Below are 19,620 nucleotides of genomic sequence, written 5' to 3'. Positions count from 1 at the left end.
AGAAGGATGAGGAAGATGGCCGGAAGACCCAGGGAATTTGACCGAGACCAGGCGCTGGAGCGCGCCATGCTGGCGTTCTGGCAGCGCGGCTACGAGGGCACGTCCATGGCCGACCTGGTGCAGGCGCTGGGCATTGCGTCAGCGCGCATCTATGCGGCCTTCGGCAGCAAGCAGGACCTGTTCCGCGAGGCCGTGCAGCGCTACGAGGCCGGTGATGGCGGCTTTGCCGACCGCGCCATGGCCCAGGAGCCGCGCGTGCGCGACGCCCTGGCGCGCGTGCTGCGCGATGCCGTGGCCACCTATACGGACGATGCCCATCCGCTGGGCTGCATGGTGGTCACCGCCGCCACCAATTGCGCCGAGGAAAACGAGGCAGTCGCCGCCTGGCTGGCCGAACACCGCCGCCAGCGTACGCAGTCCCTGATCGACCGCCTTCAGCGCGCGCTGGATGAAGGCGAGTTGCGCGCCGGCACCGATGTGCAGGCGCTGGGGGATTTCTATGCCACGCAACTGCACGGCATCTCGGTGCAGGCCCGCGATGGCGTACCGCGCCAGCGGCTGCTGGCGGCGGTGGAGACCGCCTTGCTGCTGCTGGACACGGCGCTGGAGCCGGCAGCCAAGGCGGACTGAGCCGTCAGGCACCGAGCTTTTGCAGTTTTTGCAGCTCGGCGCGCAACTGGATCACGCTGGGCGTGACGATGGGGATGAAGGCCGATTCACGCCAGCGGCGGGCAAAGCCATCGTCCGCATCCAGGCTGTAGGCACGGCCACCGGCCGTCTGCAGCTCCAGCTGCATGGCCTGCTGCACGCAGTCGTGCAGGGCCAGGCGCAGCGCGAAAAGCCGCTCGGGCGCCTCCACGAAATCGCCGGCCTCTACCCCGGCCTTGAGCGCGGCCACCGCCTGCTCCAGATGGCTGCGGGTATCGTCCAGCGGCTGCTGCAGCACATGCCCGCCCTGCCCCATGCGCGAGGCGGCCTGCGCACAGGCCGCGCGCGCCAGCCCGATGGACAGGCCGCATTGCATGCCCAGAAAGGCCGGCCGCACACGCGGCAGGAATCCGCCGGCGCGCTCTGCCAGCAGATCGTCTTCGGTGATGGCCACGTCCTTGAGTTGCAAGGCGGCGGTGTTGGTGCCGCGCAGGGCAATCAGCTCCAGATCCGGCGAGCGCTCCAGGCCGGGGCGATCGGACGGCAAGGCCACGATCATGGGCGGCGCGCCGTCGTCACGCGCCACGGCAATGGCGGCCAGAAAGCGCGGCCCGCGCAGGTTGGTGCACCAGGGCACGCTGCCGTTGAGCAGCCAGCCGCCGCCGCCTTCCCGGGCCGTGGCGCGGATGTTGAGTGCCTCCAGCCCGCTGAGGAATTTCATGATGTTGGACAGCCCTGAGGCACCGGCCGCCTCGCCCGCCAGCAGCGCGGGCAGCCAGCGCTCGCGCAGGGCCGCATTGCCGGTGTTCGCCAGCATCTCGATCAGCACGCGCTGGCCCCAGAAGGCAAAGGCGGCGGACATGGAGTGCGTGGCCACCTGGGCAATCGCCTCGATGGCATCGCCGGCGCGTCCGCCCTGCCCGCCCAACGCGTCAGCCAAGCCGTGGCCCAGCAGCCCGGCTTCGGCCAGATAGGGCACGACGGCGGCCGTGGCCTCGCCGTTGCCGGCATCCAGCGCCTGGGCACGTGCATCCAGCCATTGGCGGTTGGCGCCGGTCAGCAGGGGGAAATCGGGTATGTGGCTTGTCATCTTGCGGGTCACCATAAAAAAAGGGACCGCTGTGGGCACAGCGGTCCCTTGCCATCCTAGCGCAGCGCACAGGCTGCGCAGATGACGCAGCGCAGGCTCAGTGCGCCGCCACCTTGCCGGGGCGTGTTTCCTCGCGCAGGGCCTTGACCTTGTCGCTCAGGCCGGGCCATGGCTGCAGGCCGTACTGGCTGCGCATGGTGTTGAGCAACGTGGCGATCTGATCGTCGCTGAGGTTGTGGCGGAAGGCGGGCATGGTGCCCAGCTGCGGGCGCGCCGGTTGCGTAATGCCGTTGAGCACCACATGGATGGCGTTGGTCGGCGAGTCGCTGTACAGGTTGGTGTTCAGCGACAGCTGGGGACGCACGCCGAAGCTGCTGCCGGCCAGCACGCCGCTGGGATCGGCGCGGTGGCAGGCCATGCAGGCGCCCTGGTACAGGCGGTAGCCCTGGGCGTCGACCGGCAGCTTGGCAACCTCGGTCTTTTCCTTCACCAGGGCCTGGGCGTCCCCTGCGCCAGCGGCGTCTGCCACAGGCTTGCGGTACGACATCAGGTAGGTGGCCATGGCGTTGATGTCCTCGGCCGACTGGTGAGACAGGCCTTCGATCACGGGCGCCATGGGGCCGGCGGCCACGCCGTGGCGCTCCGAGAAACCGGTCTGCATGTAGCGGACCAGGTCTTCTCGCGTCCAGGGCAGCGGAGCCACGGCCTTGTCGTTGAGCGCGGGCGCATCCCAGCCGTCGATGAAGGCGCCGGCCAGGTGGTAGGCACCCTTTTTCTCGGCGCCGAACTGGTTGCGCGGCGAGTGGCAGGCGGCGCAGTGGCCCAGGCCTTCCACCAGGTAGGCGCCGCGAATCCACTCGCCCGACTGGTTGGCGGGCGCGGGCTGCTCGCCCGGCTCCAGGTACAGCGCATTCCACAGGGCCAGCCCACGGCGCACGTTGAACGGGAAGTTCAGCGCGGTCTTGGGTGCCTCGTTGGAGACAGCCGGCTCGGTCATCAGGAAGGCGTACAGCGCCTTCATGTCCTCATCGGTCACGCGGGTGAACGCGGTGTACGGGAAGGCGGGGTACAGGTAGTTGCCCTCGCGGTCCACGCCATGGCGCATGGCGCGCTCGAAGGCCTCGTACGACCAGCGGCCGATGCCGGTTTCGGCATCGGGCGTGATGTTGGTCGAGTAGATGGTGCCGAAAGGGCTGGGCATGGCCAGGCCGCCTGCGTTGCGCTGGCCGCCCGGTGCCGTGTGGCAGACAGCGCAGTCGCCCATGTGCGCCAGGCGGCGCCCCTGGTCGATCTGCTGCTGGCTGAATTCCTGCACCGGGATCTGCTGCAGAGGAGCGATCTCGCTGCGGCCCGTGGCCAGCCAGAAGGCGGCGCCGGCCACGGCGGCCAGGCCGACCACGCCGAGGGTGATTTTCTTGAGTGTGTGCATGTTCCGGTCCTCCGCTCTCAGTTCTGTGCCTTGTCGGCCGGGGCTGCATCGGCAGCCTTTGCCTTGAGTGCGGCCAGCACGCGTGCCGGGGTGAACGGCACTTCGCGCAGGCGCACGCCGGTGGCGTCGAACACGGCGTTGGAGACAGCGGCGGCGCTGGGCACGGAGGCAGATTCGCCCGCGCCCATGGGGTCTTCGCCAGGGCGCTCGACCAGTTGCACGTCGATCTCGGGCAGCTCGTCAAAGCGCAGGATGGGGTAGCCGCCCCAGTCCAGCGAGGTCACGCCCTTGCTGTCGAAGGTCACGTACTCCTTGAGCACGCGGCTGGTGGACTGGATGATGTTGCCGTGCACCTGGTGGCGCACGCCGGCCGGGTTGACCATCTCGCCGCAGTCATGGGCCACGAAGACCTTGTCCACCTTGATCACGCCGGTCTCGCGGTCCACGGTCACGTCGCAGATCCAGGTGGCCCAGGCCGCGCCGTAGCCAGGGAACTTGCTGTGGTAGTAGCGGGCATAGGCAAAGCCGCGGCCCTTGACCAGGCGCTGGTCGGCCGGCGCGGGGTTGCGGTGGGCCGGGCCATCCTGCCAGCCGGCCTGCTTGTGCGCAGCGTGCGTCAGCGCCACGGCGCGCGGGTCCTTCAGGTAGCGCAGGCGGTAGGCCAGCGGGTCTTCACCGGCCAGGTAGGCGCATTCGTCGATCCAGCATTCATGGGCAAAGACGTTGGGCAGGGCCGAGACGCCGCGCATCCACGACGCACGCACGATGGGCGCCGCATCCTGCGAGACCACGCGCATCTTGGGGTACTCGTACTGCGGGATGGCCGTACGGTCGCCCATCTGCAGCACCTTGGGCTTGTTGGGCACCTTGCCCGTCAGGATCAGGGCCAGGGCCGCCGCGTCGTTGGACGGGTAGCAGGTCTTGAGCTCATAGCCCAGCACGGCATGGTTCTCGTCCAGGCCGCCGCGCACGCGGATCAGCTGGCCCGTGCCCTTGGGCTCCCAGGCGGCTTCCTGCTCGCGCATCAGCTGCACGCGCACCGGGCGGCCCACGGCCTGCGACAGCAGCACGGCGTCGGATGCCACGTCGTCCGCGCAATTGCGGCCGTAGCAGCCCGAGGCTTCCAGGCGCGTCACATTGATCTGGTCGGCCGCCATGCCGGTCAGCGTGGCGATGTCCTTGCGCACGTCGTGCGGGTTCTGCGATCCGGTCCAGACCTGGATCTGGCTGGCGGACACCTCGGCCACGGCGCAGGACGGGCCGATGGAGGCATGCAGGTGGTAGGGCCAGACGTAGTCGGCCTCGATCACCTTCTTGGCGCCCGAGAAGGCCTCGTCAATGCCCGCGTCCTCGCGCAGCATGCGGTCGGTCTTCTCGTGCTGGACCAGGGTGTCGTGCATGGCGTTCAGCGACAGGTCGGGCACGCCGGCCCAGTCCTTCCACTTCACCTCCAGCTGGCGCATGGCGGCAATGGCCTGCTCTTCGCGCTCGGCCACGATGCCCACGAAATCGCCCTGCACCACCAACTTGACGATGCCCGGCAGATGGGCGACCGACTGTTCGTTCACAGAGATCAGGCTGCTGCCCAGAGGCGCCGACGCATCGGCACCGCCATAGGGCGGGCGCACCACGCGGCCGTGCAGCATGCCGGGCACGCGCACATCGTGCACATAGGCCAGCGCGCCCAGCACCTTGGCCGGAATGTCCACGCGCTGCACGGACTTGCCGATGTAGTTGAAACCGCCGGTGCGCAGCGGCACTTCCTTGTCCAGCGCAATGTTCAGGTCCTGGCCCTGGGCCAGTTCGCCGTAGCCGATGCGCCGGCCGCCCTTGGCCACCACCGCGCCCTTGGACGTGGTCAGTGCGGACACGGGCTGCTGCAGCTTCTCGGCAGCCAGGCCCAGCAGCAGCTGGCGCACCTGCGCGGCGGCCTTGCGCATGGGGATGGCATCCACCTGGATGGTGTTGCTGGCAATGGTCGGGCCCTGGTTGGGCGTGCGGCCTGTGTGGCCCAGAACCATGGTGATGCGTTCGAACTCCACATCGAGCTCATCGGCCACCAACTGCGCCAGCGAGGTACGGATGCCCGTGCCCAGGTCCACGTGGCCGTGGTAGGCCGTGACGCTGCCGTCCGCGCCAATGGCGATGAAGCTGCTCACCCGGTCGATGGGGGGAATGGGGAAGGCGCCGGCCACGGCGGGCGCCGTACCCGTGCTTTCAGCCACCAGGCCAGCGGCCGCCACCGAGCTGACCATGACCATGCCGCCCAGCTTGAGCAGGTTGCGGCGCGTCAGTTGAAGGGGGTTGGATGCACTCATGCTGCACCTCCCTGGGCGATCAGCACGCGGGCGCGAGCAGCCGCACGCATGATTTCCACATGCGTGCCGCAGCGGCACAGGTGGCCGGACAGGGTCTGGATGACTTCCTCGTCGGTGGCCGTGGGCTTGTGGTCGAACAAGGCCACGAGGGCCATGACCATGCCGTTGGTGCAGTAGCCGCACTGGGCAGCCTGCTCGTCAATGAAAGCCTGCTGCACAGGGTGCAGTCGGTAGACAGCCTTGCCCTGTGCATCGGCTGTCGGCTTGCCGGCAGGCATGCCCGGCACGGCGGCCGGATGGGCTGCTTCCCAGTCACGCGCCACGCGGGCGTGCTCGGCCTGGGTCGCGTCCTGGGACAGGCCTTCCAGCGTCGTGACCTTCATGCCCTGGACCACGCTCACGGGAACGGAGCAGGAGCGGGCCACCTTGCCGTCGATCAGCACGGCGCATGCGCCGCATTCGCCCAGGCCGCAGCCGAACTTGGGACCGTTGAGCTGCATGTCGTTGCGCAGCACATAAAGCAGCGGCGTCTCAGGGCTCACGCCCTGGATCTCGACCTCTTGTTGGTTGAGAGTGAATTTCATCGTGTGCAAACCTTGTGGTTGACAACAGGTGCAAACCATAGGTGCGCACTGAAAAATCAGGCGACGGGCTCGCCGCGGCCAAGCCCGAAAAAGAAAGCCCACCGCCAACGGGGTGGGCTGTTTTCACGTGGTTTTTAGAGGCAACTCTGATAGATGACTGCCTGTTGTATGCAAACGATTCTATGCCTCGGACTTGCCCATCACTGCCAGCTGGCGTCCATACAAGGACCTGCACAGACCCGCAAACTCCGTGGCTTTTTGCTCACATAACTCACCATACAAATCGGAAATATCCACAAAAACACAGCGCTACCAGCCGATCCGGAAACCTGCACCAAGAACCGAAAGACGCGCACCACCACAGTGCACAAAGGGCAGAAATCCTTGCATCACAGCCCCGGCCCAGTCTTGCAGCCATGCACGGCTGGGCATAAAGACAGCAGGGCACCCTGGCAGCCGGTGCATCGGCACGGCCATCACACCAACCAAGCAAAACACTCGGCTTTTATCTGCATCAAATTCCAGTGAGAACGCTTGAAATTCCCGAGCACGCCATGCACAGCGCCCGTAAAACACGCGCCCGCCTGCAGCATCGATGAACACAAGGCGCGGACCAGCGGCCAGCCGTCAACGGGTGCCCGGCGTGATCTGGATGGTGCCAAGGCCCGAGCCCACGGCCTCACGCCGACGAGGTGCCAGCCAGTGCACCCAAAGCCCCTTGAGCCAGCCCAGCGCAAAGGCGCCTACCAAGGCCAACATGCCCCATTGCCCGGCCAACAGGGCCACATATATCCAGTAAGGCATGCATCCCAGGCCGAGAAGGCAGGCCCACCGCCGCAGGGCAACGGAACGGGACTGCGACAGCCAGACGGCAAGGACTGCGGGGAGTGCGAAGGCGATCTGATCGATGCTCATGGCCGCATCATACTGTATGAATAAACAGTTTTGTGGGCAAAAACGCGTGTCTTTTGCGAAGGATGTCGCGGGACCACCAACACCCTCATCTTTCGCTTGCAGCCCGCTCGCCACCCTCCCCCAACCCCACGCAAAAAGCCGTTGGCAAGCAGCGTACAGACTGGACTTCAAGAATTTCCAATGTGCGGTGCAGTTTGATCACGGCATCGCCTTTCACATCCCCTTCAATAAGCCCAAACTCCTTCGCAGCCGATCACTCACCCCTGTGAACCACGGCGCTTCAAACCTGAAAGCGAGGGCATACAGGATTTTGAAGGGCTCCGGAACATACAGCGCCCCATAACTGCCGGCTCTTTACATGGCCTTTACCTGGCGTTGACCGATCATTTTGAACACGGTCAGGACTGCCAATGGCAGTCATAGGAGAAAATGATCGAAAGCATGCAAACTTGTTCTTAAAAAACCGTTAATATTCGCGCTTCAATCCATGAAAGGCAAACTACCGTGAACACCACATACAAAGAACTTCTGGCACAGCGCGAGGCACTCGAGGCCCAGATCCAGACAGCACGCAAGCAAGAAGTCAGTGATGTGATCGCCAAGATTCGCGGTCTGGTTCAGGATTACGGCCTGACTGCCGACGACATCTTCACGGCACGCCGCGCCCCCTCCACCGTGGCCCCCAAGTTCCGCAATCCCGAAACCGGTGACACCTGGACCGGCCGTGGCAAGCCCCCCGCCTGGATCAAGGACAAGGATCGCGCCCAGTTCGCCATCTGAAGCCTGGATAAACGCCTCCATGAAAACAGCCTGCAGTTCTCTGCAGGCTTTTTTCATTCCTGCGGCACTTGCTGACACACCTGAATGCCCGGGCTTGGGCTTCCAAGGCCAGACGCCACGCAGGTGAAACAAGGATGCTCTATGGACATGTCCTTAAACATGCACCATGGATGGATGCCGTGGTCCAATCTTCCAGCCGGATCTGAAGCCTCCAGCGAGTGACTGGCTGCAGATGCCGGCGCCAGATGCTCGGCCACCCATGAAAAAACAGACATCCACCTTGGACAGTGCACCCACACCATACCGTTCTGAAAAGTTCTCGACTGCCGCCGAATCGATAACCACCACAGAAGAGCCCTCATCCTCCGCTTTGTCATTTTCAGGCGAGCAGGTTTTGTTCATCTCGTCATCCGATGAACTACACGCCCATCTGCTCCCGCACCTCAAAAGTTGGGGCCTGGCGACCACGGCCTGCCACCATCCCACGGCCATTCGCCAGGATCGCCTTCAGAAGTTCCAGGTTGTTGTGCTTTGCGGATCGAAAACGTCCTGGAATCCCAAGGATGAAAACCGCCTGGTGGCAGGAGCTGCAAGCATCATCGAATGCGAGGCTGATCACCCGCTGCAACCCAAGGTGATCAACGCCCGCATCATCGAAGTCTCCTGGCGTTCGCTGCAGGGCCTCTTTGATGCACTGCAACTGGCCGTTCAGCCCCGGCCTGCCAACAGCGGCCGCATTTCGTCGACCGATGACGTCGCCCATTTTCAACAGATCCCGGCCCCCATCAGAACGGCCTTTCTGGAGTCTGCACGTTCGTCGCTGGCGATCATCAAATCCAGCAAGAATCGCAAGGATGTGCAAAGAGAGCTGCACAATCTTTCCGGTTCACTGCGATTTTTTGACCTGACTGAGCTGTCAATACGCTGTGCCGGCCTGGAAAACGGCATCAACCATGATGGGCTGATGCACCATGCGCACTCGCTGCTGGCGCTGGAATTGCAGCTTGACCAGCTCCTGGAAGAAATCCGGACCTTGAACGGCAGATAAAGAACCGGTCATCATTGAGATCTCGATGAGGTCACCCATCCGCACTCAAGGGCATACTTCATCAGATCAATGTCTCGTTCAATTCCAAGCTTGTGCATGGCCTTGACTTTCTGGGTGCTGATGGTTTTCTTGCTTCTGTTCAGCTTGGCCGCGATCTCGTCGATACGCAAACCGGCCGCATAAAGCCTTACCACCTCCGATTCCTTGGGACTGAGCACCCCCGGTGATTTTCCTTCGCCGCCCATGACACCCGCATTCATTTTTTCCAGTCGCTCGGAAATGGCTGGAGAGAAGTATGTCCCTCCTGTATAGGCAGCATGAATGGCTGGAACCAGATGCAGCACCGGGTCCGCCTTGCTCACGATGCTGATGTTCGACACCTTGCCCAGTGCCTGGAGAATGGCCGAATTGTCCAGCATGGTCAGGACCACCAAACCCAGGTTCGGAAATCTTCTGGATATATAGCCAAACAGATTCAAGCCATCTCCGTATTGACCCGTAGGCATGGAGTAATCCGAAACAAGCACGTCAAAGCCACCCTCATCCAACTTTTTCACCAGATCGGTTGAATTTGAAACACTGGCTTTCAACAGGATTTCCAGCTCGGAAGACAACTCATGCCGGATGCCTGAGATGATTCCAGGATGATCATCGGCCAGCAGTACGGATATATTCAAATCTTTTCTGTGATTTGTATTGGAAAACATGATTTGGCACCATCAACGGAATAAACACAATCGTTCAGTGCAGCATCATTGCACCACGGCTCATCAGATATCTCTCAGGTTCTCCAGCAGGTCAGTCAGGGCATCATCCACTGCACGGAAGTGCCGCATATTGACAAGAGATGACAATCGGTCCATATCTTCCACTCTATCCTTCAGCCCAGCCACCGCAAATGACCCTTTCATGGCATGAATTTCACGGTGCACAGCCATCAGATCACCTTGCAGCAAATGCTTTCTCAACGCAGCCAATGAGTTTTCGGTTGCTGAAATCAATACATCACGATAAGGCAATCTGCTGCCCGGAACTTCCGCAGCTTCAGCGACACCCTTGCCAGACTTTCCTATATTTTTTCCAATGAATTCCTTGAGGTTTTTCAAGGAGGCCGGCTTGACAAGAATATCTGCGATGCCAAATTTTGCACATTTGAATTTTTCCTGCTTGCCTGCATGTGCCGTTATTGCTCCCACAGGAATTGCCGGATAATTCTGCTTGATGCGCTGAGCAAGTACATAACCGCTCATTCCGGGCATTTGCAGGTCCGTAAGAACCAGATCATAGATATTCCGCGACATCATTCGCAAAGCGGATTCCCCGCCTTCTGCAGATTCCGCCTCGAAGCCGAGGATTTTCAGCTGATCCAGAAGCAGCAGCCTATTGACCGGGTGATCATCGACGATGAGAATCCTTGCGCCATAACCTGCGCTTTCATCGTTTGCAAGCATGACATCGCCATGGTCCCAACCCAAGCAAGCAGGAACAGGCTGGGCGTGGCATGCGGGCAAGGTCAATTCGAAAATGCTGCCCTTTCCCGGCACGCTGAAGAACCGGATTTCCCCGCCCATGAGATGTGCCATACGCTGACACAGCGTCAGGCCCAGCCCCGTACCACCAAATTCCGCCGCTATATCCGAGCCTGCCTGCTTGAATGCGTCAAAGATGAAGGGGTGCTGTGAGGGATGAATGCCTATCCCGGTATCTGACACTTTGATCTTGAGCTCACCGGCCCTGTCTGATGCAAATACGTCAATCTTGCCAGCCTTGGTGAATTTCAAGGAGTTGCTGAGAAGATTGTTGAGGATTTGCTTTATTCTCTCGCCATCTCCTATATATCCCTCCCTCAGCGAATGGTCAATGATCAAGGAAAATCCTATACCTAATTCCGCAGCCAGCGGTTTGTAAATGGCAGCCACCTGCTGAATCACAGACTTGAGATCAAAGCTGGCAAATTCCACACTCATCTGACCAGACTCGATCTTCGAGAAGTCGAGAACATCATTCAGCAGCGTCAAAAGAGAATGGGATGAAGATGATATGGTGGTGAGCCTGGTTTGCTGCTCTTCTGACATGGAGCTTCTTCCCAGTATTTCCAGATTTCCCAATATTGCATTCAGTGGCGTGCGTATCTCGTGGCTCATGGCAGCAAGAAAAGAAGATTTTTCCTGGTTTGCCTCTTCTGCCGCCTTTTTGGCATCTTCCAGATTTCTTTGCACCTGCTTGTGTACAGTGATATCGGCAAATCCACACAGCAGGACATGCCTCCCCTGATATTTGGCCTTCACCATGATCACTGAAAGCTCTGCAACCGTTCCGTTGTAAGAGACCACGACTTCGCTGACTACCGGCAAATATTCAGTCTTTTTTCCACTCAGATATTTCTCACCGTAGAATCTGAGAAAATATTCAATCAACCGCTCACCAGCAGACTTATCATCCAACACCATGCTTTCTTTGTACTTGTACATCATGCTGTTTTCCAACAGCATCTTCTTTTCCTTGAAATCAAGAAGACCAAGTCCATAAGGCGCCATGGCAATGATGGTGCGGCTTAGATGTTCCGTGTCAAAAACATTTTTGGCTTTCCCATATATTGGAATAAAAACCCTATCATAAAAATATATCAAAAAACACCAGAAAAAAATGATGAATATCAATGAAAACAGCAAATATACAAGGGACTTCCCATTTAAATACACAGCATCTTTCCAGGAAAAAACCTGGAGAAGTATCATGTTCGTATTTGATATCCTCGAATAGTAATAAAAATATCCATTCCTATAGACGGCGCCATACTTGCTCAAAATATATCTACTTATCAGTCCTCCGTGAAATTTCGACGCCTCGATATCAAAAAAATCCCCTATTGCATCGCCGATCCCCTCCCCACCCAACGCAACGTTGCCTTGAGAATCAATAATAAATAAGGAGTTCCTGCCTTCACCCTGCTGCATAAGGCTCTCGATATATTGAGTCGGCATGTCGCTCACCACCGTGAGAAATGGCTTTCCATCTTGGAAAGCCGAAACAACAATCTGAAATGACATCTCCCCAGTCAGAATGCTTTTACTCGGAGGCAGCCATATGGGATGACGCAGCTGGACGGACGGAATGATGGTGCCGTTATCCTCAGGCAAAGTCGAAATCTGTTCCCTGAGTTTCAAGAGCATGTCTTTTCGCTCATGCCCGTTTGGTACCTGCGGTACAAGGACGCCTATGAACGATCTGTCCGGACTGAAGACATAGGCAGATATTGCTCTTCCATTTTGAAGAAAGCTGGAATTTGCCAAATATGCCAGCTCTCCCAACATATCTCTGTAGTGCTTGTGTACATTCTTGTTGATCTTATTCTCAAGCAATACTACAGGACTCACCCCTGCCATCACAGCATCTGCCCCGGCAAAGACGCCGGGATGAGATGTGTGCGTCTGCCCCCAAAGCAACTCTGATGCAATGATTCCTCGCATCATAATGACTTGCTTTGTTTCTATCTCTACCAGAACCCGGGTTCTCTTGCTCTGGAATACTGCTCTTCTTTCCTCCATGAAATCATTGAGCTCGAACAGGGCCGCAAGCATTGCCAAAACAATGATAAGAAGAGAGAAAACCAGGCCACCGCCAAAAAGCAGTGTCTTGTTGTATTTGGTCAGAAGGTGGAGCTCTTCCTTTTCTCCAGCCTCTTTTTTATATATTTCCATCTGGGCATCAAGATACAACCATCGATCAGGCTGTGGATCTCCTCATGTAATAAAAGAAATCTTTGCAAGAAAGCTGCGGATGGCATGTAACTTGGTCGGATCGTCTGCGGCAATGACGATGCATTTCTTTCCCTATTTCCTTACGTCAATCCAGCCCATCTCAATCCCATAGCGAATGAGATCAATGTCCTTGCGTATACCCAGCTTGTTCATGACAGCCACCTTGTGCGTGCTGACCGTCTTGATACTGCGATAGAGTTTTTTTGCTATCTCGGACACCGTCATGCCAGAGATGAAAAGAAGCAGAACCTCTTCTTCCCGTTTTGAGAGTTCTATCGATGTCCGCACCGCACCCAGCCATTCTCCTCCCAGCAGCTTGCTTGCACTGGGAGATATGAATTGACCATCCGTGTATGCAGCGTAGATGGCGGGCAGCAGACTTCCCAAGGAATCCGTTTTATGGACAATTCTGTAGATTCCTTGGTTGGTAAGAGATTTGATGATTCCAATATTCTCGATCATTGTCAGCATGACGATCTTGACACTTGGAAATCTTTTCCGAATGACATTCAGCATCACCAGACCATCACCGTAGGTTCCACCGGGCATGGAATAATCAGTTACCAGAACATCACATTCGTTTTTCTTCAGAAAGCTTATGATTTCCGTGGAGTTTTTCGCTCGACCTACAATCTCTATTTCATGCTTGTCCTCCAAAACACTTTCTATGCCTGCCAGAACTGCCGGATGGTCATCGGCAATTAGTATCCGCAAGACGAAATTTTTCATGACTCAAAAAATTAAAATAATTCGCACGAAGAACATTCCTATTCTAGGCAGCCGGCTACTAGGATTTAATTGGATTTGTCTGATTTTTCAATCCAAAAATCTAAGATTTGTCTGATTTGCAAGATTTATTGCCGAAAAATCGGGTACCAGTCCTAGGTCCCACTCCTAGAATTCAACAGACAGTTGAACCAATGGTTGAATGGATTCGGGCCAGATGCCGTCAGGCCCTGACGTGCCCGATCTGCGGGAAGGCGCCAGACTTGTGCGCGATGAGATCACTGCGGCGCTTGGCGGGCGGCTGAAGAGATGGCGGAATCCCGGCACAATCGAGGGATGCGAATCCTCCACACCATGCTGCGCGTTGGCAACTTCCAGCGCTCCATCGATTTCTACACACAGGTTCTTGGCATGCAGCTGCTGCGAACTTCCGAGAACCCTGAGTACAAATACTCCCTGGCCTTCCTGGGCTTCGAGGGCGGCAACCCGGCCCAAGCCGAGATCGAGCTGACCTACAACTGGGGCACCGAGGCCTATGAGATGGGCTCGGCCTATGGTCACATCGCCATTGGCGTACCGGACGCGTATGCCGCCTGCGAGAAGATCAAGGCGTCCGGCGGCAACGTGACGCGCGAGGCAGGCCCCGTCAAGGGCGGCACCACGGTGATTGCCTTTGTGACGGATCCGGACGGCTACAAGATCGAACTCATACAAGAAAAATCAAGGACTTACAAAGACAGCCGCCAATCAGAAGCCAATGGAGAGAATACAGATCCATTGCGCAGCGCTTAAACGACAAAAGCCCCCTCGACGCCGTGATGGCTGCCGAGGGGGCTTTTTTTCGTTTGGGTTCAGGCGACTGGGCCGGCCTGGAACACTTCGACAGGTGCCACGCGCAGCAGCTGCGAGGCCTCGGCCAAGGTGCCCGCAAGCCACTGGTCCACGTCGGCAAGTTCGATGGGGATCACACTGCGCTTGTCCTGCCGATCCGCTGGCAGCTTCGGGTCCGGCTTGTGCATGCGGCTCATCAGCGGGTGCGCATCCGCGTTGATCGTGAGCATCGTGTAGCTTTCATGGATCTGCCCCGTGGCAGGGTCGGTCCACACATTCCACAAGCCCGCCAGGCCCCACGGGTCGCCGTCGGCGCGCGCGAACCGCCACCACACATTCTTCCCTGTCTCCCAGTTGGGTTCATCGAACGTCGTCGCGGGGATGATGCAGCGCTGACTCCTGGCCCACGGGTGCTTGTAGCTGGCCTTCTGGCTCAGTTCTTCACTGCGCGCGTTGTTCGTAGGAAATTTCAAGCGCGGCTCTTTCGCAAACCAGGGAATCAGGCCCCAGGTTCCGGCGACAAGCTCTCGGCTGTAGCCCGTGTCGTCCTGGGCGCGGCGCACGAACGCGCCGGTGCCGCGCGGGAAAACATCTTCGTCCCACCAGCGCCCGGGGTTGTGCCGGCCAACGTGCCACATGCGCTCAATCTCGGTCTCGCGTGGGGACTGGTATCTATTACACATAGGGCCACCTCTTTCCAGGCCGCTCGATCGCCGCCTTGGCCGCAGCGTACTGCCGATTGAGCCAGCTCTGCATAAGCTGAAGCGCCGGATCTATGCCAGCGCGGTCAGGGCAGCACAGCCACGTCTGCGGCCACTGTCTCAGATCGCCCTCATCCCACTCTTGCCCCTGCAGCAGCATCGAGCCATCAGGACGGGCCTTCAGCATCTCCACGTGGATCATGCCTCGCGTGAGTTCATTGCCTGATCCGCCCGGATCGATGATGTCCACCCTGTCGTCGCCACATTCGTTTGTCGTCAGCAGCAGGCCGGTCACTCTGTGCACCTTGTGGAGCTTGTGGATCGGCATGTAGACGCCGCAAAAGCGGAGGCGGAGCATCGTCACCGGCCAGCCTGCGACCAAATGCCCCTCGCGCTCGCGCACGCTGCCCGGCGAACAGCCGTCGCGCTTGTACCGTCCCGGCAGGTCGGGCAACCCTGATTGATCGTGGGGCATGACATTTTCACTGTATGGATGTACAGTTATTATGCAAACCCGATCTCACGGAGGTCCAGATGATCACCCCGCAGCCATCCCCGAAATTCGCCCTGCTTCGCATGCCGGAATGGTTCGGCGTGCCTGAGATTGAGCCGCTTCCAGCACCACCAGAGGCCTACCGGATCGTGGAGGCGCAGCCTGGATGGTTTGAAGTGCGTGGGCCGGGCGGAGCCCTGGTGTACAGCGGCCTCGGGCCGGTGCAGATCCTTCCGACGCGCCATGGCTGACAGCCTGATCTGGGGTGGCCAGCCAACGGCGCCGGGCTGGTACGCCTGCGTCGTGGACTACGGACGCCTGCCCTTCCCTGCTGCCCGTCGTTGGACCGGCGCCCTCTGGGATGACGAGCGCGGCATCAGGGCCTTCGACGGGCCGCACACCACTGCCGCCGAGGCGCTGGACTGGGCTATGGAGCGCTGCCCGGAGGATTGACAGTAGCGCCGACCTGGCGCGCCGCCTCGATCATCGCGCTACCGGCATCGTAGGCGCGCTCGCAGGCGCTGCCCCGGCCTCGGGCGTCGTCAGCAATGCGCGCCAACTCTCCCGCTCGCTCGTCAGCGCGGCGCTGCAGCTCGGCGAGCAGATCGAGGGCGCCGGTGTCTGGCGCGCACTGTCCGGCAGCGGCGCGAGCCTCGGCGGCGGCACGGTGGGTGGCGATGTAATCGGCGAGGTCGCCGCGCAGCCGGCCAGCAGCAGCGCGGGCAGCATCAGCGTCAGCTGCATAACGCGCCAGATCCTGCTTGGCCTGGGTGTCGATGTTGCGCAGGTCATCACGGTGTTGCTCCTCAAGTTTTCGGTATCGCTCGGCTGCCTGCAGGGCAGCCAGGGCCGCGGCTTCTCGATCAGCCGCCAGATTGGTGCGTGCCTGCGCGGCATCGCGCTCGGCGCCAAGGCGGGCCAGGGCCTGCCAGGCCAGCAGGGCCGCCAGCAGCAAAGCCAGCAGCTGCCAGGCATGGGCTTGCAGGCGGGCCATCATGGGCTGGCCTCGCAGCTGTAGCCGGCGCGACGCTGGGCCGCACAGGCGGATTGCTCGGCGCGCTCGCGGGCCTCAGGCACGCCGCAGCGCTCCAGCACTTGCCCGGCGCTGATGTACCAGGCCGGCGCCATGTCAGCCTCGGCCGCAGCGACCTCAACCACGCGGCAGGCCTGATGGACAGAGCCCACCGAAACTATCGTGCAGCCCGAAAGTGAGGCGACGACGACAGCGACTCCAATCATTGACTTCATCATGACCCCCGTGCCAGCAGCCCGACACTGAAATGCCCGTCCCTGCCCCACTGCGCGCACAGCTCGCGCGTGGTATCGCGGCGATCAACAAGACCAGGCAGCCGCGTGGGCACGCCGTTCACGGTGCCGTAGACCCAACGCGGCATCTGCTGGCATGCCGCATCCAGCTGCCCGGCGTTGGCCAGCCGCAGGACGGTGGTATCTGGTGCGAGCGCCGAGGGCACGTTGTAGGCCATGTCTATAAAGCTGGCCTGCACCCAGAGGTTGTAGCTGTCCCAGTGCCGCAGCGCCCGACGCGCCAAGCGCTCGGCCTCGCGGTATTTGGGTCGCTCCAGGCGCTCGCAGTCCTCGGGACTGTAGTAGCGCCCCGCCACAACTTCGGGGCCTGTGACGCCCGCGCAGACGGTCAGCGGCTGCCCCTTGCCCAGGCGGTCGATGTAGGGCGTGCCGATGTGCCGGCCGCTGCTTTCGTAGTGCAGCCCAATCTCGCGGGCCAGCGCCACGGCGGGGCTGGGCCCGGCCTCCTTCGTAGCGACGTAGCCTCCAGCTGCAGTGGCAGCCAGGCCGGCAGCCGTGGCGAGCAGACGATTGCGGAGTGTCTCGTTCATCGGCCACCTCCCCCTACCATCAAGGCTTTCCAGAACGCAATCCCCGCCGTGCCCAGCATCACGATGTAGGTGATGGGCTTGGCAACCTTGCCGATCCAGTTGAGCACCCGAAACGCTCCCTTCATTGCCGCGAAGTACTCCACCATTTCCTCGGTGTTCGCCTTCACCTGTTGCGTGGCAACGGTGTTGGCCTGCAACTCTTGCTCTATGCGGGTCATGCGCTTGTCGCCCTCATCCAGCCGCGAGGTGATGGACTTCGCGGTATGGGGGGCCAGGGCGTTGCCGTAGTCGTCCTGCATTGATTTCCTCCTGTGTTGTTTCTAGATTTCGATACGCACAAAGGGGAGCTGCGGAGCATCCCCTGTGATCGCCTGCCCCTGGATGTAGACGCTGTCGCCCAGCGCGCTGCCCAGCGGATTGCGCACACGCAAATTCCCGCCGCCAGGCAAGTCCACAGTGGCCATCCCATCGCCATCGACCGCTGACACGGTGCCCGTGAGCACAGGATCGGCCGGCAGCAACTGCTGCAAACGCTTGAAAAGGTTGGTTGTGGTCATGTAGCGGTCCGCTCCACCGTGATTTGTTGCCGGACCACGGGCATTGATGCACTGAGGCGAGTGGCACGGACCAGGCCCCGCCAGGTCTGGCCCACATCGGCGACCTCGATCAACTGGCCCGGCTGGATCAATCCTGGCGCGCTCCCGCCCGTCACCAGCGGCATGGTGATGCTCTGGATCAGCTTGTTGCCCGCCCCGGCCAGAACCACTGCACCGCGCTGGCGTGCCGCAGTCTCATCGGTGATGAGTGCATCCGTCACCTGCGGCGCGAGCTGCTCACCTGCCGAGCCCGCACGCAATACATGCCCCAAGATGCCGCCGGCTTGACCGCTGACGTAGACAGCGTTGTAGGGGGCCCGGGGTTCGGGCCGCAGGTCATCAGTTGCGATGACAGCGGCTGGCATTGACACATCAGGCACGGCCGCCGGCCAATTCCAGGGCAGGACGGGAAACCGGGGGGCAACGATAAGCCGGTCCTGGGTTCGATGGCTACGGACCACAGCACCCACGGCCTCTGCCACCCGCATGACCGCAGACAACGGTGTGCCACGATGGCTCCACACACCAGCAGGCACCAACCAGTCCGGAATTGTCCAATCAAGGTCCACGCCAGTGAACTCAAGCGCCTGGATCAGAAGCTGCTGTGCAGTAGCGGGCGAATTCCCCAACCACGTTTGCTCAGGCATATAGGGACTGCCCAGCAGCGCACTGGTACTGACTCCCTGCAACGCCACCCTATGCTCACCGAATCGCCTCGTGCGTGCCAGGCTTTGCACCACGAACACAAAGTCCACCCCGTCGACAACCACGCGGATTCGCACGGGAATGCCACCGATTGGTGCTAGTTGCTCCAGCAGGTGACCCGGGCCGTTGGCGGACAGGCTCCATGCGAAGCCATCGTCATCGCTGGCGATAGAGACATCCGTCAACGCCACGGGCTCCATGTTCGGCAGCAGCACCGCCTCCATTGAATGAACTGTCATGTAGACCTTTAGAAGTGGGATTTGGTAGCGCGGAGGCTCTGGATCGGGGCCGGGCTTGCAGCACACAAAAACCAGGTGCGTGCTGCTGGACCAGGGGTCCACAAACACCAGATCTGCCGGCCCGCCGACGACAGGCACGTAGCACGGCGGCTCTATCGGCGGCTTCGGGCCGGGCGGCGTGATACCTGGGCGCGGGTTCCACGCCTCTTCGTACCGGCCCAGCACTGCGATACGCACTGCCCTGCCGTCCTGCATGTCCGTGCGGACAGCCGCACCACGGAGCACGCCCACACCGAAGGACTGCGCGACCGAATGCCGGCGCCGCAGTGCCTCCTCGAACTGCTGCTGCGACACCATGCAGACGCGCTCGGCCTCCTGCCAGGCCTGGCGGGATGCAGCGCGCGTGCGCGCGGCCTCTTCGTAGGCCTGGCGAAGCGTGCGGGCCACATACTGGCCGTCCTGCCAGGCCGCTTGCGTGGCGTGCGCCAGGCGCTGGGCCTGCTGCCACGTCTGCAGCAGCAGGGTCGATATGGCCACGGCGGCCTCGCCCCGCTCCTGCACGGCGGCCAGAACGGGCGCGGCCTGCTCGTAGACGCTGCGCAGAACAGCCCGCGCCGCTGTCGCCTCCTGCCAGGCGCTGGGCACCTGCCCCACGGTGGGCCGGGCCACGTTGATGTTGATCTGCCCGCGCGCCGCGCCACGCAGCCCGGTGATCCGGCCTTGCGCCGAGGCCAGCACCAGGGTACGCAGGGCAACAGCACCGCGCAGGCCCGTGATGCGGCCGGCGGCGCGCAGCACCACGACCTGCTCGGCGGGCTCGTCATCGGCGAAGACCAGGTCGACGGGCGAGTGCCCGTCGCCCAGGGGCGCGTTAAAGAGCAGATCCGTCTCGGTGGCCAT

Annotated in this window: 22 protein-coding genes; 6 read left to right on the top strand and 16 right to left on the bottom strand. The window is 60.9% G+C overall.

What is annotated here, in order from left to right:
- Positions 1-15 precede the first annotated feature (15 nt).
- Positions 16-630 (top strand): TetR/AcrR family transcriptional regulator, encoded by a 615-nt coding sequence (locus DA1_RS13870; RefSeq protein WP_051940828.1) that lies wholly within the window; start codon positions 16-18, stop codon positions 628-630.
- Positions 631-634: 4 nt separating this feature from the next.
- Here the strand turns inward: DA1_RS13870 and DA1_RS13865 are convergent, their stop codons facing one another.
- The 5 genes from DA1_RS13865 to DA1_RS13845 form a co-directional block, all read right to left on the bottom strand.
- Positions 635-1,753, bottom strand: coding sequence for an acyl-CoA dehydrogenase family protein (locus tag DA1_RS13865; protein WP_051940831.1), 1,119 nt, complete (start codon positions 1,751-1,753; stop codon positions 635-637).
- A gap of 82 nt (positions 1,754-1,835) precedes the next feature.
- The gene (locus DA1_RS13860) at positions 1,836-3,167 is read right to left on the bottom strand and encodes a c-type cytochrome (RefSeq protein ID WP_034394004.1); all 1,332 of its coding nucleotides are present in this window, start codon (positions 3,165-3,167) and stop codon (positions 1,836-1,838) included.
- 17 nt (positions 3,168-3,184) lie between these two features.
- Positions 3,185-5,485 carry a xanthine dehydrogenase family protein molybdopterin-binding subunit gene (locus tag DA1_RS13855; protein ID WP_034394006.1) on the bottom strand — a complete coding sequence of 767 codons (2,301 nt, stop codon included), beginning with the start codon at positions 5,483-5,485 and terminating at the stop codon, positions 3,185-3,187.
- Positions 5,482-6,069, bottom strand: a complete 588-nt coding sequence (locus tag DA1_RS13850; protein WP_034394010.1) for a (2Fe-2S)-binding protein — start codon at positions 6,067-6,069, stop codon at positions 5,482-5,484. The genes DA1_RS13855 and DA1_RS13850 overlap by 4 nt, the downstream gene beginning before the upstream one ends.
- 627 nt (positions 6,070-6,696) lie before the next feature.
- Positions 6,697-6,984: a hypothetical protein gene (locus DA1_RS13845; RefSeq protein ID WP_034394013.1), complete on the bottom strand. Its 288-nt coding sequence runs from the start codon at positions 6,982-6,984 to the stop codon at positions 6,697-6,699.
- Positions 6,985-7,488: 504 nt separating this feature from the next.
- On the opposite strand from DA1_RS13845, the gene DA1_RS13840 reads away from it, so the two are divergent.
- Both DA1_RS13840 and DA1_RS13835 read left to right on the top strand, forming a co-directional pair.
- Positions 7,489-7,764, top strand: a complete 276-nt coding sequence (locus tag DA1_RS13840; protein ID WP_013802280.1) for an H-NS histone family protein — start codon at positions 7,489-7,491, stop codon at positions 7,762-7,764.
- 259 nt (positions 7,765-8,023) lie between these two features.
- Positions 8,024-8,812 carry an Hpt domain-containing protein gene (locus tag DA1_RS13835; RefSeq protein WP_230590844.1) on the top strand — a complete coding sequence of 263 codons (789 nt, stop codon included), beginning with the start codon at positions 8,024-8,026 and terminating at the stop codon, positions 8,810-8,812.
- 11 nt (positions 8,813-8,823) lie between these two features.
- On the opposite strand, the gene DA1_RS13830 is transcribed toward DA1_RS13835, so the two are convergent.
- The 3 genes from DA1_RS13830 to DA1_RS13820 all read right to left on the bottom strand — a co-directional run bounded on the left by DA1_RS13830 (position 8,824) and on the right by DA1_RS13820 (position 13,302).
- Positions 8,824-9,519, bottom strand: a complete 696-nt coding sequence (locus DA1_RS13830) for a response regulator (RefSeq protein WP_012205761.1) — start codon at positions 9,517-9,519, stop codon at positions 8,824-8,826.
- 63 nt (positions 9,520-9,582) lie between these two features.
- Complete coding sequence (locus DA1_RS13825; protein ID WP_230590845.1) at positions 9,583-12,531, bottom strand: ATP-binding protein; 2,949 nt, start codon at positions 12,529-12,531, stop codon at positions 9,583-9,585.
- 114 nt (positions 12,532-12,645) lie between these two features.
- On the bottom strand, positions 12,646-13,302 hold the full coding sequence (locus DA1_RS13820) for a response regulator (RefSeq protein WP_013802276.1): 657 nt from the start codon (positions 13,300-13,302) through the stop codon (positions 12,646-12,648).
- Positions 13,303-13,635: 333 nt separating this feature from the next.
- On the opposite strand from DA1_RS13820, the gene gloA reads away from it, so the two are divergent.
- Complete coding sequence (gene gloA / locus DA1_RS13815; protein WP_034394016.1) at positions 13,636-14,091, top strand: lactoylglutathione lyase; 456 nt, start codon at positions 13,636-13,638, stop codon at positions 14,089-14,091.
- A 59-nt stretch (positions 14,092-14,150) separates the two neighbouring features.
- Here gloA and DA1_RS13810 read toward each other — a convergent pair whose 3' ends face one another.
- On the bottom strand, positions 14,151-14,813 hold the full coding sequence (locus tag DA1_RS13810; RefSeq protein ID WP_034394020.1) for an SOS response-associated peptidase: 663 nt from the start codon (positions 14,811-14,813) through the stop codon (positions 14,151-14,153).
- Positions 14,806-15,306: a hypothetical protein gene (locus DA1_RS13805; protein ID WP_034394023.1), complete on the bottom strand. Its 501-nt coding sequence runs from the start codon at positions 15,304-15,306 to the stop codon at positions 14,806-14,808. The genes DA1_RS13810 and DA1_RS13805 overlap by 8 nt, the downstream gene beginning before the upstream one ends.
- A gap of 59 nt (positions 15,307-15,365) precedes the next feature.
- On the opposite strand from DA1_RS13805, the gene DA1_RS13800 reads away from it, so the two are divergent.
- Positions 15,366-15,575 (top strand): hypothetical protein, encoded by a 210-nt coding sequence (locus DA1_RS13800; protein WP_034398611.1) that lies wholly within the window; start codon positions 15,366-15,368, stop codon positions 15,573-15,575.
- Positions 15,568-15,777: a hypothetical protein gene (locus DA1_RS13795; RefSeq protein WP_034394026.1), complete on the top strand. Its 210-nt coding sequence runs from the start codon at positions 15,568-15,570 to the stop codon at positions 15,775-15,777. Before DA1_RS13800 ends, DA1_RS13795 begins: the two co-directional genes overlap by 8 nt.
- On the opposite strand, the gene DA1_RS29660 is transcribed toward DA1_RS13795, so the two are convergent.
- From DA1_RS29660 to DA1_RS13765, 6 genes are read right to left on the bottom strand one after another with little or no spacing between them, the layout of a single operon-like run.
- Positions 15,752-16,318, bottom strand: coding sequence for a DUF2514 family protein (locus DA1_RS29660; protein WP_080737011.1), 567 nt, complete (start codon positions 16,316-16,318; stop codon positions 15,752-15,754). The two genes, DA1_RS13795 and DA1_RS29660, sit on opposite strands and share 26 nt — an antisense overlap.
- Positions 16,318-16,563: a hypothetical protein gene (locus DA1_RS13785; protein WP_230590849.1), complete on the bottom strand. Its 246-nt coding sequence runs from the start codon at positions 16,561-16,563 to the stop codon at positions 16,318-16,320. The genes DA1_RS29660 and DA1_RS13785 overlap by 1 nt, the downstream gene beginning before the upstream one ends.
- Before the next feature lie 8 nt (positions 16,564-16,571).
- A complete protein-coding gene (locus tag DA1_RS13780) occupies positions 16,572-17,180 on the bottom strand; it encodes a lysozyme (RefSeq protein ID WP_034394032.1) in 609 nt (202 codons plus the stop codon).
- Positions 17,177-17,479, bottom strand: a complete 303-nt coding sequence (locus DA1_RS13775; protein WP_034394035.1) for a hypothetical protein — start codon at positions 17,477-17,479, stop codon at positions 17,177-17,179. Before DA1_RS13775 ends, DA1_RS13780 begins: the two co-directional genes overlap by 4 nt.
- A gap of 21 nt (positions 17,480-17,500) precedes the next feature.
- Positions 17,501-17,737 (bottom strand): hypothetical protein, encoded by a 237-nt coding sequence (locus tag DA1_RS13770; protein WP_034394037.1) that lies wholly within the window; start codon positions 17,735-17,737, stop codon positions 17,501-17,503.
- Positions 17,734-19,620, bottom strand: a complete 1,887-nt coding sequence (locus DA1_RS13765) for a hypothetical protein (protein ID WP_034394040.1) — start codon at positions 19,618-19,620, stop codon at positions 17,734-17,736. Before DA1_RS13765 ends, DA1_RS13770 begins: the two co-directional genes overlap by 4 nt.

This window comes from Delftia acidovorans NBRC 14950, assembly GCF_001598795.1.
Lineage (GTDB): Bacteria > Pseudomonadota > Gammaproteobacteria > Burkholderiales > Burkholderiaceae_C > Comamonas > Comamonas acidovorans.
The sequence above is the reverse complement of the archived record's forward strand: the minus strand, read 5'-3'. Positions and strand labels throughout refer to the sequence as shown.

Coding starts and splice junctions, on each gene's coding strand:
- DA1_RS13835 (WP_230590844.1), top strand. CDS start 8,024: ATGAAAAAACAGACATCCACCTTGGACAGTGCACCCACACCATACCGT.
- DA1_RS13845 (WP_034394013.1), bottom strand. CDS start 6,984: ATGAGCATCGATCAGATCGCCTTCGCACTCCCCGCAGTCCTTGCCGTC.
- DA1_RS13795 (WP_034394026.1), top strand. CDS start 15,568: ATGGCTGACAGCCTGATCTGGGGTGGCCAGCCAACGGCGCCGGGCTGG.
- DA1_RS29660 (WP_080737011.1), bottom strand. CDS start 16,318: ATGGCCCGCCTGCAAGCCCATGCCTGGCAGCTGCTGGCTTTGCTGCTG.
- DA1_RS13870 (WP_051940828.1), top strand. CDS start 16: ATGGCCGGAAGACCCAGGGAATTTGACCGAGACCAGGCGCTGGAGCGC.
- DA1_RS13820 (WP_013802276.1), bottom strand. CDS start 13,302: ATGAAAAATTTCGTCTTGCGGATACTAATTGCCGATGACCATCCGGCA.
- DA1_RS13860 (WP_034394004.1), bottom strand. CDS start 3,167: ATGCACACACTCAAGAAAATCACCCTCGGCGTGGTCGGCCTGGCCGCC.
- DA1_RS13770 (WP_034394037.1), bottom strand. CDS start 17,737: ATGACCACAACCAACCTTTTCAAGCGTTTGCAGCAGTTGCTGCCGGCC.
- DA1_RS13780 (WP_034394032.1), bottom strand. CDS start 17,180: ATGAACGAGACACTCCGCAATCGTCTGCTCGCCACGGCTGCCGGCCTG.
- DA1_RS13805 (WP_034394023.1), bottom strand. CDS start 15,306: ATGCCCCACGATCAATCAGGGTTGCCCGACCTGCCGGGACGGTACAAG.
- DA1_RS13785 (WP_230590849.1), bottom strand. CDS start 16,563: ATGATTGGAGTCGCTGTCGTCGTCGCCTCACTTTCGGGCTGCACGATA.
- DA1_RS13865 (WP_051940831.1), bottom strand. CDS start 1,753: ATGGTGACCCGCAAGATGACAAGCCACATACCCGATTTCCCCCTGCTG.
- DA1_RS13855 (WP_034394006.1), bottom strand. CDS start 5,485: ATGAGTGCATCCAACCCCCTTCAACTGACGCGCCGCAACCTGCTCAAG.
- DA1_RS13830 (WP_012205761.1), bottom strand. CDS start 9,519: ATGTTTTCCAATACAAATCACAGAAAAGATTTGAATATATCCGTACTG.
- DA1_RS13775 (WP_034394035.1), bottom strand. CDS start 17,479: ATGCAGGACGACTACGGCAACGCCCTGGCCCCCCATACCGCGAAGTCC.
- DA1_RS13810 (WP_034394020.1), bottom strand. CDS start 14,813: ATGTGTAATAGATACCAGTCCCCACGCGAGACCGAGATTGAGCGCATG.
- DA1_RS13850 (WP_034394010.1), bottom strand. CDS start 6,069: ATGAAATTCACTCTCAACCAACAAGAGGTCGAGATCCAGGGCGTGAGC.
- DA1_RS13765 (WP_034394040.1), bottom strand. CDS start 19,620: ATGGCCACCGAGACGGATCTGCTCTTTAACGCGCCCCTGGGCGACGGG.
- gloA (WP_034394016.1), top strand. CDS start 13,636: ATGCGAATCCTCCACACCATGCTGCGCGTTGGCAACTTCCAGCGCTCC.
- DA1_RS13800 (WP_034398611.1), top strand. CDS start 15,366: ATGATCACCCCGCAGCCATCCCCGAAATTCGCCCTGCTTCGCATGCCG.